Source organism: Alphaproteobacteria bacterium, from assembly GCA_015231795.1.
Taxonomy (GTDB): Bacteria; Pseudomonadota; Alphaproteobacteria; order Rhodospirillales; family WMHbin7; genus WMHbin7.
In genome coordinates, this window is sequence record JADGAX010000007.1 from 135,287 (window position 1) to 148,745 (window position 13,459).

Sequence of the window (13,459 nt, forward strand, 5' to 3'; positions counted from 1 at the left end):
ATTGTCACCGGAGTGCAACCGAACTGCGCATGAACTGCGCAGCCGTATGTCATGGGGGCCTCCGATGCTGGATAGCTACAAAATCGATAGAAAACTAACCCTGCTTTCGTTGGTCTTCGTGATCCCGGCTGCTTTTCTGGCGTGGCTGCTGATCGCGCAAAGCAATAAGGACATCGATTTCGCCGCCAAGGAGGAATTGGGCAGCCAATATATCGCAGCCCTGCGGGGGCTTGAGATTGAACTGGCGGGCGGTTTTGCCGCCGACAAGCTGGACGCCAAGGCCTTTAGCGTCGGACTTGAGCAACTGGCGACGGTTCACCGCAGGGTGGGGAGCGATGTCGGCGCCGAGGAAGTTTACGGCCCCATTCTAGCGACGGTGAAGAAGTTGAAGGAGGCTGGTCAGGCTGGCCCGACGGAGCGGCGCGACTCCTATAGGGAGGCGGTGTCCGCCGTGCGCGCCGCCATCGCGCGGGTCGGCGATGCGTCGAACCTGATCCTCGATCCGGATCTCGATTCCTACTACGCCATGGATCTGGTTGTGATCAAGTTGCCGGAACTTGCCGACAGTTCTGCCCAGGTTCTGGAAACCGCGCAGGAAGCGGCTGGTGGCGCGGGCGAACTTGCCAAGGCGGCTGAATTTCTGAAACGCCGGGCCGGTTTCCAGGCCGCCATGGATGGAACGGCCGCATCGCTCGATGCCGGTTATCGGGGGAATGCCGACGGTTCGATGAAGTCCGCCCTGGACAAGCCCTTCGCAGGACTGAAGGCGGCGGTCGATGCCTATGGGACGGCTTTGGATGCCCTAAGCCCGATGGCTGGCGCCGCTGCCGTCAAGCCAGACGCCAAAATGCTGGTCGACCTTCAGGGCAAGGTGGTGGCGGCCACGGACGCGATGTGGTTGGCGTCGCTGGCCGAACTTGATCGCCTGCTGGCGCAGCGCATATCGGGATTCAAGGGCAAGCTGGCGCTTAATCTGGCCGCCGCAGCCCTGGTGCTGATGGCGGCGTTAGCTTTCTCATTCTGGTTGGGACGTTCGATCAGTCAAAGCCTGGCGCGGCTAAGCCAAGTCATGAGCGAACTGGCCGATGGAAAGCTGAATGTCGTTGTGCCGTTCAACAAGCGCCAAGACGAAGTGGGAGGCATGGCTCGTTCCGTCGAGATTTTCAAGAGCGGCTTGCAGGAAGCCGAACGATTGGCGGCGGAACAAGAATCCGAACATCGCCAGCGCGCGCAACAAGCGGAAAAACTGCGCGGTCTGGCCAAGACATTCGAAACCCAGGTGGCGGGCATTCTGTCGTCGTTGGGCCAGTCGGTAAAGCGCATGGAAGAGACGTCGGGCGACATGAGCCGGACGGCGGGCGATACAGGCATGCAGGCAGGCACTGTCGCCAAGGCCGCCGAAAACACTACAAGCAGCGTCCAGGCGGTGGCGGCGGCGGCCGAGGAATTGTCCGCCTCGATCGATGAGATCGCCAGACAAGTCAGCGAATCGTCTCAGGTGGCCGGTCAGGCGGTGGATCAGGCGCATGCGGCCAACCAAACGGTTCTGGGTCTATCGACGGCGGCTCAGCGGATCAGTGAAGTCGTCACCTTGATCAATGACATCGCCTCGCAAACCAATCTGCTCGCCTTGAACGCCACCATCGAGGCGGCCAGAGCGGGCGAGGCGGGCAAGGGATTCGCCGTGGTCGCCAACGAGGTGAAGAATCTGGCCAACCAAACCGGCAAGGCAACGGAAGAAATTACGCAGCAGGTGCAAGGCGTTCAGCAGGCCACCGACGAGGCTGTGCGGGCCATCCAGTCCATCATGGAGATCATCCAGCGGATCAGCGAGATTTCCGGGGCCATCGCCTCGGCGGTCGAGGAACAGGGGGCGGCCACCCGCGAGATCGCGCGCAATGCCGAGCAAGCCGCCAACGCCGCCGATGGCATGAGCGCGACCGTCGATCAGGTTCACGTCGTCGCCGAACGAACCAAGGAAGCGGCGGGCGGCATCCAGGGCATTTCTTCCGGTCTGTCCAAGGAAGCGACCGGCATCCAGGCCTGCGTGCAAGATTTCCTGAAAGGGGTCAACGCCGCCTGATCACAGTTCGGTATATTTCTTGGCTGTGCCTTTGGACTTCTCGACCGGATATTTGGCCCGGTTGCGTTCGATCTTGTCCGCCCCCGCCTGGGCCAAGTCGAATCCCGTCCGCTCCGCAATCAATAATAGATAAAGGAAGATGTCGGCACATTCTTCGCGCAGCCTTTCCTGGACCTTGGGGTCGTGCAGGCGGGCCTCCAACTCCTCGTCGGTCTGCCACTGGGCCAGTTCCAGAAGCTCGGCGGCTTCCAGGGACAGGGATAGGAGTAGGTTTTTCAGGGTGTGAAACTTCTTCCAGTCGCGTTCGTCGCGAAAGGCGGTCAGAAGGGCTGTCAGGTCGGATAGGCTGGGCTTTTCAATCATCCCCGTACTTTGCCCGGCTCTGAAAGGCAGGGCAACCCTTTACAGTCCTTACGAAAAAATACCCTTCTAAGAAAGATGATTTCTCCCTTTGACAAACTTGCGCAATTCAGCATATGTCTATCCCATAATATTTAGGGGAAAACCGGCGGCTCTGACGAACCGGAAAATACCGGGGAGACAGGGCAAGACGCCGGAATTTGCCTTACGCGCAACACTTTAGAGAGAGGAAGGGGAGGACCGGGTATGCCCACCTTCGTGCACACTGATAAATGCGATGGCTGCAAGGGCGGCCAAGTCACGGCTTGTATGTACATCTGCCCCAACAACCTGATGAAGCTCGACACCGAGCGGATGAAGGCCTTCAACCAAGAGCCCGATCAGTGCTGGGAATGCCAGTGCTGCGTCAAGGCTTGCCCGCAGCAGGCCATTGAAGTCCGCGCTTATCAGGACGTGGTGCCGATGGGCGGCGCCGTTATCCCCATGCGCACCGACAGCACCATCATGTGGACCATCAAGTTCCGCGATGGCGAAGTGAAGCGCTTCAAGTTCCCCGTCCGCACCACCCCCGTCGGTTCGATCGAACCCTACGCGGGCAAGCCGGAAATCGGCGACCTTGACAGCATTCTTCTCTTCACCGAGGCGGGCAAAACCCTGCCCACCATCTGATCCGCTGTACGAATAAAGGAACCGACACATGAGTGGTACTTTCGGCAATCCCGAGATCGTCGACGTTACAACCGACATTCTCATCATCGGCGGCGGCATGGCTGCCTGCGGCTGCGCTTACGAAGCCCGCCGCTGGGCCCCCGACGCCAAGATCACCCTGGTTGACAAGGCGGCTTTGGACCGTTCCGGCGCCGTCGCCATGGGCCTTTCGGCCATCAACACCTATCTGGGCGAGCAGAAGCCTGAGGACTATGTCCGCATGGTTTCCGCCGACCTCATGGGCATCACCCGCGACGATCTGGTGTACGACGTCGGTCGTCACGTCGACGACTCGGTCCACCTGTTCGAAGAGTGGGGCCTGCCCATCTGGAAAGACAAGGGCAGCGAAGACGTTCTCCTGAAGGACGGCGGCAAGCCGGTCCGTTCGGGCCGCTGGCAGATCATGATCAACGGCGAAGGCTACAAGACCATCGTCGCTGAAGCCGCCAAGAAGGCTCTGGGCATCGAGAACATCATCGAGCGTTGCTTCATCGTCAAGCTGCTGCTCGACGAAAAGGAACCGAACCGCATTGCCGGCGCCGTGGGCCTGTCTGTCCGCGAGCACAAGCTGTTCGTCTTCAAGGCCAACACCATCCTGCTGGTTGCCGGTGGCGCCGTGAACTGCTTCCGCCCGCGTTCGACGGGTGAAGGCAACGGCCGTACTTGGTACCCGGTGTGGAACGCCGGTTCGACCTACGCCATGGCGGCGGAAGTCGGCGCCGAGCTGACCATGATGGAAAACCGTTTCGTGCCCGCCCGCTTCAAGGACGGTTACGGCCCGGTCGGCGCTTGGTTCCTGCTCTTCAAGTCGCAGGCCCTGAACGGCTTCGGCGAAAACTACGTGACGAAGAACGCCCACATGCTGGCCGACTTCGCCCCGTACGACAAGGCCGCCGTGGTTCCGACCTGCTTGCGCAACCACGCCATGCTGCATGAAATGAAGGAAGGCCGTGGTCCCATCATGATGGACACGCCGACCGCCATGAAGAAGCTGGCCGAGACGATGACGCCCAAGGAGATCAAGCATCTCGAAGCCGAAGCCTGGGAAGACTTCCTCGACATGTGCATCGGTCAGGCTGGCGTTTGGGCCGGCATGAACATCCGTCCGGAAGTGACCGCTTCCGAACTGATGCCGACCGAGCCGTACCTGTTGGGTTCGCACTCCGGTTGCTGCGGCATCTGGGTGTCGGGTCCGGAAGACCTGTCCAGCCCGGCCAATTGGAAATGGGGCTACAACCGCATGACCACCGTGAAGGGTCTCTTCACCGCTGGTGACGGCGTTGGCGCTTCCGGCCACAAGTTCTCGTCGGGTTCGCATGCTGAAGGCCGCATCGCCGGCAAGAACATGGTTCGCTTCCTGCGCGACAACAAGGGCTATGTCCCCGCTCTCAAGGGCGACATCAAGGCCATCGCTGAGGAAATCTACACCCCTGTGCGCAATTACATGGAGCACAAGGACAAGACGACGGCCGAAGACGTCAACCCCAACTACATCCTTCCGCGCATGCTGCAGATGCGTCTGCAGAAGCTGATGGACGAGTATGTGGCGGGCGTTTCGACCTACTACAACACCAACGCCAAGCTCCTGGCGCAGGGTCTGCATCTGCTGACCATGCTCAAGGAAGACAGCAAGCTCATGCGCGCCAAGGATCTGCACGAACTGATGCGCGCCTGGGAAAACTATCACCGCATCATCACCGCCGAAGCCCATCTGCGTCACATTCAGTTCCGTGAAGAGACGCGCTATCCGGGCTTCTTCTACCGCGCCGACTTCCCCAAGTTGGACGAAGCGAACTGGAAGTGCTTCGTCAACTCGAAGATCGACGTGGCGACCGGCGAGTGGACGTGCTTCAAGGTTCCTCACAAGGATCTGGTTGAGAAGCACTACAGCGGTCAGGCCAAGCACTAAGCTCGGTCTACGTCAAAGGGTGGGGGGCGCCGGTTGCACTGGCGCCCCTTTCTCTTTAGTATCGGTGCCCCAACGTTCTGAAGGCAGGCAGGCTATGAGCAGCGACAAAGAAGAAGACAGAATCGGTTCCGAGGAAGATGGCTTCGATCTGGACGAGGAAGGTTCGTCTTGCGGGCCGCAGCCCAGAGGCGAGGAATTCAACCTCTTCGAAGCACTGCGCGATTCGACCGGCAATGCCGACCCCGTAACGCCCGTGCGCCTGCTGCCGGAAGACACCTTCCAGTTCCGCTGCCACAAGGATGTGTCGTGCTGGAACCGCTGCTGCCATGGCGCCGACATCACCTTGACCCCTTCGGACATTCTTCGCCTAAGCAAGCACTTCAATCTGACGGCGTCCGAATTTCTGGCCCAGCACACGGTGCCCGCCTTTTTTCCGCGCACCAATCTGCCGGTTGCCAAGCTGAAGATGGGAGGCGACGACGGCAAGGGAGCGTGTCATTTCATGAACGCAGACGGTTGTTCCGTCTATGCGTCGCGCCCGCAGACCTGCCGCTATTATCCGTTGGGCCTCGTCTCGATGAAGATGAAGGACAGCCCCGACAAACAGGATTTCCATTTCCTGGTCCGCGAGGAACATTGCAAGGGGCATGATGAGAAGCAAACCCAGAACGTCGCCCAATATCGCGAACAGCAAGGCGTTCTGTCGTCCGAGGCGATGGACCGCGGTTGGATCGACATTCTGATGAAGATGGCGTCCTGGAGCAGCATGGGCGGCCCGATGGGCAAGGCGCCGACGGCACAAACCCAGAAGATGTTCTTCATGGCGACCACCGACGTCGAGGGCTTTCGCCGCTTCGTTCTGAACACGAAGTTCCTTGAGACCTACGAGATCGACGACATGGCGGTCGACGATATCAAGAACGACGACGAAGCCGCCCTGCAACTGGCCTTCGACTGGCTGAAGAACATCTTGTTCAACGAGCCGACGATCATGCTGAAGGAACAGGTGCTTCAGCAGGCCATCGCCAAGGTGCGCACGGATTTGGGGGCAGGATAGAACCATCCCGGCTGTATGCGGTCCTTACCCAAAGGAGAAGACTGCCAATTGCTTTGAGGTTGTGGTGCCGAAACTTCTGTCAGTCGTTTTTTCCGCTCTTTTTTCGTGTTTTTTTTCTGCCCAGTTGCTGGGGGCTGAACTTACCCCTGAGGAGCGGCACTACGCGCAAGCGAATGCTCCTTTCACATTTTGCGTCGATCCTGACTGGGCGCCCTACGAAATCATCAATGCCCAAGGGCAGCACGAAGGAATTTCCGCCGATCTCTTGCGGCTGGCCGCCAAGCGCGCCGGGGTGACCCTGAAATTGGTTGTTACAAAGAGTTGGGATGAGAGTCTTGAGGCATCCAAAAGCGGCAAGTGCAAGATTCTTAGTTTTCTCAATCAAACCCCAAAACGCGACGAATGGCTGGTCTTTACCGATCCCATCTTCGTAGACCGCAATGTGATTGTGACAAGGGAGGAGCATCCATATATCGAAGATCTGGCGGGCATTCGCCGGAAAACGTTGGTTCTTCCAAGCGGCACGTCGATCGAAGAACGCGTGCGCCGCGATTTTCCAGAACTGACCATTCTGACAACCGGCAGCGAAGCGGAATCCTTCTCCATGGTTTCCGGCAAGAAAGCCGATATGACGATGCGCTCGTTGATCGTGGCCGTCTATACCATCAAAAAGGACGGTTGGTTCAATCTGAAAGTCTCGGGTCAGGTTCCGGGTTACGAGAACAACTTGCGGATCGGCGTTCGCAAGGAAGACGGAATGCTAAGAGACATCCTGAATAAGGGGATCGCCGAAATACTGCCTCCCGAGAGAACGGAAATCGCCAACCGGCATGTATCGATCAAGGTGCAGACCGGAATCGATTACGACCTGCTTATCAAAATTGTCGCCGTTTTCGCCATCATTCTGCTTACCAGCCTGTTCTGGGCGGTCAGGCTGAAGAAGTTGAACGAGAGGCTGAGGCGGCTGTCCAGAACGGATAGCCTGACGGGTCTGAGCAATCGTGGCGACCTGAACGAAAGAATGGACGCGGAAATTGAACGCTCGCAGCGCTATGGCCGTCCGTTCTCGGTCATCATGCTGGATCTGGACCACTTCAAGATGGTGAACGACGAACTTGGCCATCAGGCGGGCGACCATGTCTTGAAGGAATTCTCAAAGCTGGTGAAAACGCATCTGAGAACCCATGACATGTTGGGACGCTGGGGCGGGGAAGAGTTTCTTGTTCTGTGTTCCGAAACAAATGCCGAGCAAGCGGCGGTGTTGGGTGGGCGCATCTGCGATGCGGTTAGAAACTGCGAATTTATCAGCGGCAGGCGTCAAACCGTCAGCGCCGGCATTGCCGCCTACCAGCCTGGAGACGGCCAAGACAGCCTGCAGAACCGCGCAGACCAAGCCCTGTATGCGGCCAAGAACGAGGGACGGGACAGGGCCGTATTGCTTTAAGTGGATGCGCAAACCTTGTTGCGTCCGCTGCGTTTGGCTTCATAAAGGGCCTCGTCGGCCCGGTTCAGCAACGCCTCGATTGCGTGATCTGATGGCGCCAATTGCGCCACGCCGATGCTGCAGGTGAAACGGACGGTTCCCGCGGCGGAAGAAACCTGCGTTTCCGCCAGGCACGCGCGCAACCGTTCCGCCAACGTGACGGCGCCATCGATCACCGTATCGGGAAGAATGATAGCGAATTCCTCGCCGCCCAATCGTCCCTGCGCATCGCCCTTGCGCAACAAGCCCGCACAGGTCTTCGTCAATGTCTTGATCACTTCATCGCCGGTGGCGTGACCGTATGTGTCATTGACCTTCTTGAAATAGTCGATATCCAGCATCATCACCGACAGGGCGTGAAAATAGCGGCGCGCCCGCTCGAATTCCGCCTCGGCGATTTCCATGAAATGCCTGCGGTTGTTGACCCCAGTCAGCGGATCCGTGGTCGCCAGTCGGCGCAATTCCTCTTCCATCCGCTTTCGTTGCGTGATGTCCAGCAAAACGCCGATGGTGCCAGAATATTGGTGGCCATGGCCCATCCAACCCTTTTCGCTGACGATGACGTTTCGTTCATCCTCGGCGATGCGAAGCGCCGTTTCATACTCGATTTCCGGCTGCGATTGTTCGAACGGCAAGGCTGTCTGGCGCGGGGCGTTCATGTCGCTGGCGGGCAGAACCGCGTCCATCCGTTCGCCGATCCAAGACTGCGTTTCGACGCCGAAGAATTTCTGGAAAGCGCGATTGTAGCCAAGGAAACAGTCCTGCACGTCCTTCCACCAGACGGGCGTTGGAATGGCTTCCAGAAGCGTTTCAAGAAAGGCGTTGGCGTTCGCCAGATCGGTCGTCCGTTCGCTGACGCGTCGTTCGAGCGATTCGTTGAGCGAGCGCAGCGCCGCCACGGCCCGGTTGTGCGCGCTGATGTCCCTGGCCTCGATTATATATTCTAGTTCGCCGGGCCTGGAAGGAAGCCTGGATATCAGAACCTGCGCGTCGATCGCTGTGCCGTCGCAGCGCATCATGCGCATGGGAAGATAGGAAGGCTCAGCCAGAACGTCCATAAGGCCGTCTCTGACGATGTCCTTGTATTCGCCCGCGAAGAATTCCGAGACCGGCCAACCGACAGGCTGGCAGTCGCTGCTGGCGCCTAGCATCTCGGCGCCGGCGGGATTGATGTAGTCGATCCTGTCGCCCCGACATTGGCAGACCAAATGCATCGACCGTTCGACCAGAATTCTGAATCTGTCTTCTCTGCGCTTGGCGCTTCTGGCCAATTTGGCCTGCTTGCTGATGTCGCGCCCGGTCACGACGGTACAGTTGGGGCCAATCTCGCGGGCCGGATGAACCAGCAATTCCACCTGGCGCTTCTGATTGCCGAGAAATTGAAATTCCACCGGAACCGGCGTGGTCTCGATGGTCTGCAAGCTAAGCAGCTGGCGGCCCATATCCGCATAGTCGCTGGTTAGAAAATCTCCAAGATTCCGCCCGATCAGCTGTGACTTCTCCAGCCCTAGCAGCTTGGCGCCGGCGGAATTGATGTCTTCGATCCTGCCATCGCGGCAAAGCGCTACCATCTCGCGCGATATCTCAAACGCGGCCATCGAGTTCGTTGAAAAGCGCGGACCTATGTCGCGCCTGCAAATGGCGGGCTGGTTCATTCTAATATTGTTTTAGTTTTTGTCTCAGGCAATGGATTTTCACTGATTATCATACAATTTTTGCTTTTTTGGCAAGCGCGCTTAGAACGGCAGGGTTTATTCGCGTCCACCTCTTAATCAACCTGGTAGGTGAATTTATATGAATGGGCCGAGTGCCTAAGGGGGCTGGATCAAGGCTTAAATTTTCTAGCGCCAATCCAGGCCAGCAGGCCGAGCAGGCCGACGCCGATCTCTCTGGCCCGCTTGACCAGGGCCAAGGCCAAGGCGCTTTCCCCTGAAATGCCGACCAGGGAACCCAGGGCCAGAAGGGCGCCTTCCTGCACGCCCAATCCGCCCGGCACCAGAAAGGCGGCGGTGCGCAGCATGGCGGCCAATGATTCGATGATCAGAGCGGCGGCCAGCGATGCCGGGCGATCCATCAAATAAAGGATCAGCCAAACTTCGCCCACGCGTGACGCGGTTGACAGGATGTGCCAAAGCAAGGCGGCCTGCAGGTCGCGGGGTCTGGCGTAAAGGGCGGCGATGGCTTGGTCCAGGTTGCTGGCGCCCGTCATGGCCTTGTCGAGCGCCGCCCCCCTGCCGATGAGGGCCACGAAGCGAGCCAGCAGACTGAAAAGGCCGCGCTTCTGGATCGCCCAGAAAGCGGCAACGCCTATGGATGTCAGCAGAAGAGCGGCCGCCAGCGGGCCGCCATAGCCGCTGTCGCCCTGGCTTAGCAGCAAGGCCAAAGCCAGGATGACGAACAGAATTTGCACCACCAGATTAAGCGTGATGTCGACCACCACGGCAGCACCCGACTGCGCCCCCTGATTTGGTCTTGCCGCCAGCTTGGCCCTGACCAGATCGCCGCCGATCTGGGCGACCGGCAACAGGCTGTTCACAGATTCGCAAATCCAGCGCAGCAGACTCATGCGCGCCAAGCCTTGGCGCTGACCGGCAGGGTACAGTAGACGCCAAGCCTGGGCCGCAGTCACCAGTGAGACGGAACGATACAAAAGCACCAGCAGCAAGCCCCAGCTCAGCGCCGCCACGCCTTGCAAGATATCCGCCGCGCCATGGTCGGCGATCAGGAATACCGCAACTGCCAGGCCCGCCAGACCCGCCAGAATCAGCCAGGGATGCGTGCCTTTCATCCCAGATATCCGTTGGTTTTGAACCATGCCACGGCATCGGCGATGGCCTGGCGGGCGGGCCTGGCGCGGTAGCCCAGTTCTGCCTCTGCCTTGGCTGACGTGAAGAACATCTTCTTTTTCGCCATGCGCACGCCGTCCAACGTCGCCATCGGCTCGCCACCGAAGATTCTGGCCCAGATTTCCGAGAAGAAGGCGATGGGCATGACGGCTGAATGGGGCAGGGAGATGCTGGGCGGCTTGCGTCCCATCAGGCGGGCGACCTCGGCCAGAATGTCCTTTAGCGCCATGTCTTCTCCGCCCAGGATATAGCGCTCGCCGACGCGGCCCTTCTCGAAGGCCAGCAGATGGCCTTCTGCCACGTCATCGACATGGACGACATTCAGGCCCGTATCGACATAGGCGGGCATGCGCCCCCTTGCTGCCTCGACGATCATGCGGCCGGTGGGGGTGGGCTTCACGTCGCCCGGTCCGATGGGCGTGGATGGGTTGACGATCACCACAGGCCAGTTCTTTTCGGCCACTGCATGGCGGACGGCTTTTTCTGCCAGGAATTTCGACTGTTTATAGGGGCCGATCATGTCGGCCAATGAGGATGCCGTCTCTTCGCTAGACGGACGTCCATCGGCATGCAGGCCCAGAACCGCCACGCTGCTGGTGTAAACCATGCGAGACAGGCCCTCGTCGGCTCCGGCCTCCAACAGGGCCAGCGTGCCGTCGATATTGGTGCGCATCATGGCGTTGGGATCGGGCACCCACAGCCGATAGTCGGCGGCCACATGGAACAGGGCCGAGCAACCCTTGACCGCCCGCTTCAGGCTTTGGGGATCGTCCAGGCTGCCCTCGGCGATCTCGGCAGTTAAGTCCTTCAAATTGCGTCGATCCGAGCCGGGACGGGCCAGCAGCCGCAAGCCATGACCCCGCGCCGCCAGGGCGCGGGCCACGGCGGCACCCACGAATCCGGTGGCTCCGGTCACCAGAATGGTCATAACGGCTCCTTTTTGCATGCGGCCATGCAGCGATTTCCCCTTGGCGAAGCGGGCGATGCAAGCTATCTGCTAGGGGCCAATTTAACAAGGGCTTGCCATGTCTTCGTCCTCTCTGAATGTTCTTCTGGCCCAGCCGCGCGGATTCTGCGCTGGCGTCACCCGCGCCATCGACATCGTCGAAAAGGCGTTGGAGCTTTACGGTGCCCCCATCTATGTCCGCCACGAGATCGTGCACAACAAGCGGGTGGTGGATACACTGAAGGCCAAGGGCGTGATCTTCGTCGAGGAATTGAACGAGATTCCCGAGGGTGAGGTGGCCATCTTCAGCGCGCACGGGGTCTCGGACGCGGTGGAAAAAGAGGCCGTAAGCCGCGGCCTGCCAGTCATCGACGCCACCTGCCCCCTAGTGACCAAGGTTCATAAGGAAGGCGGGCGCTATGCCGTCAAGGGCGCGCATGTGGTGCTGATCGGACATGCCGGCCATCCCGAGGTGGAGGGTACGATGGGCCGCATTCCGGGCGGCGTGCATCTGGTGACCCGGCCCGCCGACGTGGACAAGTTGGAAATCCCCAAAGGGGCCGAAGTGGCCTATATCACGCAGACCACCTTGTCGATCGACGATACCAGGGGCGTCATCGAAGCCTTGAAAAGCCGCTTCCCTTTGATCCAAGGCCCAGATGTGCGCGACATCTGTTACGCCACGCAGAACCGCCAGACGGCGGTGCGCAAGCTGGCGGCGAAAAGCGATCTGATCTTGGTGGTCGGGGCCAAGAATAGTTCGAATTCCAATCGTCTGCGCGAGATCGGGCTTGAGCTGGGCAAGACCAGCCACCTGATCGACGACGCCAACGATCTCGATCCGGCGTGGCTGGAAGGCGTTTCAACCGTGGGCATTACGGCGGGGGCCTCGGCGCCCGACGTGCTGATCGACGAGTTGCTGGCCAAGCTGGAATGTTTGCGTCCCATCGAGTTGAAGGTGCTGGACGGCGTCGAAGAGAATGTCAGCTTCAAGATGCCGGAACATTTTCCCGACGCCCCCCTGCACAAGAAAAAGGCCAGTTCATGAGCGTTCCCCTGATCCAGCAATGGCGTGTCGGCAGCTACATCATGAAGCAGCGCCTGCAAGGCAATGCGCGTTATCCTTTGGTGCTGATGCTGGAGCCTCTGTTCCGTTGCAACTTGACCTGCCCTGGCTGCGGCAAGATCGATTATCCCGACGAGATTCTGAACAAGCGTCTGACCGTGGCGGAATGTTTGCAGGCCGCCGACGAGTGCGGCGCGCCGGTGGTTTCCATTCCGGGCGGCGAGCCGTTGCTGCACAAGGAAATAGAAGAGATCGTGGCGGGGCTGATCCAGCGCAAGAAATTCGTTTATCTTTGCACCAATGCTTTGTTGCTGGAAAAGCGCATCGATCGCTTCAAACCAACGCCCTACCTGACATTTTCCGTGCATCTGGATGGCGGGCGCGAGGAACATGACCGCGCCGTCGCCCAGGAGGGCGTGTTCGACCGCGCCGTTTCGGCGATCAAACTGGCCAGGGAGAAGGGGTTCCGCACCAACATCAATTGCACGCTCTATGAGGGCCACGATGTTGGGAAGCTGGCCGACTTCATCAGCTATGCCTGCGACGATCTGGGAGTCGAGGGCGTTACGGTGTCGCCGGGCTTTTCCTACGAGCAAGCGGCGAGCAAGGACAAGTTCCTGAACCGTCAGAACACCAACGCGCTGTTCCGCCAATTGTTTAAGATCGGACAGGGCCGCAAATGGCGATTCTCGCAAAGCACCTTGTTTCTCGATTTCCTGGCGGGCAACCAGGATTATGCCTGCACGCCCTGGGGCACGCCGACCCGCAATGTATTTGGCTGGCAGAAGCCCTGCTACCTGCTGGCCGACGGCTATGCCGCCAGCTACAAGGAATTGATGGAAAGCACCGACTGGGACCGCTACGGTGCCGGGCATGACCCCCGCTGCGCCGATTGCATGATGCATTGCGGCTACGAGGCCACGGCGGTGGCCGACACGGTGGCGCACCCATTGAAAGCGCTGAATGTCTTCATCAAGGGGCCTGGCCTGACGGCAAGATAA

General features: G+C 59.6%; 11 protein-coding genes. 7 read left to right on the forward strand and 4 right to left on the reverse strand.

Annotated elements, in window-relative coordinates; all coding sequences use genetic code 11:
- The first annotated feature begins 64 nt into the window (after positions 1–64).
- Entirely contained in the window at positions 65–2,083 is a 2,019-nt protein-coding gene (locus HQL44_14355; GenBank protein ID MBF0269764.1) for a HAMP domain-containing protein, read from the forward strand.
- On the opposite strand, the gene HQL44_14360 is transcribed toward HQL44_14355, so the two are convergent.
- Positions 2,084–2,446: a nucleotide pyrophosphohydrolase gene (locus HQL44_14360; GenBank protein MBF0269765.1), complete on the reverse strand. Its 363-nt coding sequence runs from the start codon at positions 2,444–2,446 to the stop codon at positions 2,084–2,086.
- Positions 2,447–2,689: 243 nt separating this feature from the next.
- Here HQL44_14360 and aprB point away from each other — a divergent pair, with 243 nt between their 5' ends.
- The 4 genes from aprB to HQL44_14380 all read left to right on the forward strand — a co-directional run bounded on the left by aprB (position 2,690) and on the right by HQL44_14380 (position 7,561).
- Positions 2,690–3,112: an adenylyl-sulfate reductase subunit beta gene (gene aprB, locus HQL44_14365; GenBank protein ID MBF0269766.1), complete on the forward strand. Its 423-nt coding sequence runs from the start codon at positions 2,690–2,692 to the stop codon at positions 3,110–3,112.
- 28 nt (positions 3,113–3,140) lie between these two features.
- Positions 3,141–5,060, forward strand: a complete 1,920-nt coding sequence (locus HQL44_14370) for an adenylyl-sulfate reductase subunit alpha (protein MBF0269767.1) — start codon at positions 3,141–3,143, stop codon at positions 5,058–5,060.
- 94 nt (positions 5,061–5,154) lie between these two features.
- The gene (locus HQL44_14375; protein MBF0269768.1) at positions 5,155–6,117 is read left to right on the forward strand and encodes a YkgJ family cysteine cluster protein; all 963 of its coding nucleotides are present in this window, start codon (positions 5,155–5,157) and stop codon (positions 6,115–6,117) included.
- A 127-nt stretch (positions 6,118–6,244) separates the two neighbouring features.
- Complete coding sequence (locus tag HQL44_14380) at positions 6,245–7,561, forward strand: diguanylate cyclase (GenBank protein ID MBF0269769.1); 1,317 nt, start codon at positions 6,245–6,247, stop codon at positions 7,559–7,561.
- Here HQL44_14380 and HQL44_14385 read toward each other — a convergent pair.
- From HQL44_14385 to HQL44_14395, 3 genes are all read right to left on the reverse strand, one after another.
- Positions 7,558–9,255 carry a diguanylate cyclase gene (locus HQL44_14385; GenBank protein MBF0269770.1) on the reverse strand — a complete coding sequence of 566 codons (1,698 nt, stop codon included), beginning with the start codon at positions 9,253–9,255 and terminating at the stop codon, positions 7,558–7,560. The genes HQL44_14380 and HQL44_14385 overlap by 4 nt on opposite strands.
- A 170-nt stretch (positions 9,256–9,425) precedes the next feature.
- On the reverse strand, positions 9,426–10,388 hold the full coding sequence (locus tag HQL44_14390; protein ID MBF0269771.1) for a flippase-like domain-containing protein: 963 nt from the start codon (positions 10,386–10,388) through the stop codon (positions 9,426–9,428).
- Complete coding sequence (locus HQL44_14395) at positions 10,385–11,374, reverse strand: NAD-dependent epimerase/dehydratase family protein (GenBank protein MBF0269772.1); 990 nt, start codon at positions 11,372–11,374, stop codon at positions 10,385–10,387. The genes HQL44_14390 and HQL44_14395 overlap by 4 nt, the downstream gene beginning before the upstream one ends.
- A gap of 97 nt (positions 11,375–11,471) precedes the next feature.
- Here HQL44_14395 and ispH point away from each other — a divergent pair, with 97 nt between their 5' ends.
- Both ispH and hpnH read left to right on the forward strand, forming a co-directional pair.
- The gene (ispH, locus tag HQL44_14400; GenBank protein ID MBF0269773.1) at positions 11,472–12,440 is read left to right on the forward strand and encodes a 4-hydroxy-3-methylbut-2-enyl diphosphate reductase; all 969 of its coding nucleotides are present in this window, start codon (positions 11,472–11,474) and stop codon (positions 12,438–12,440) included.
- A complete protein-coding gene (gene hpnH, locus HQL44_14405) occupies positions 12,437–13,459 on the forward strand; it encodes an adenosyl-hopene transferase HpnH (protein MBF0269774.1) in 1,023 nt (340 codons plus the stop codon). Before ispH ends, hpnH begins: the two co-directional genes overlap by 4 nt.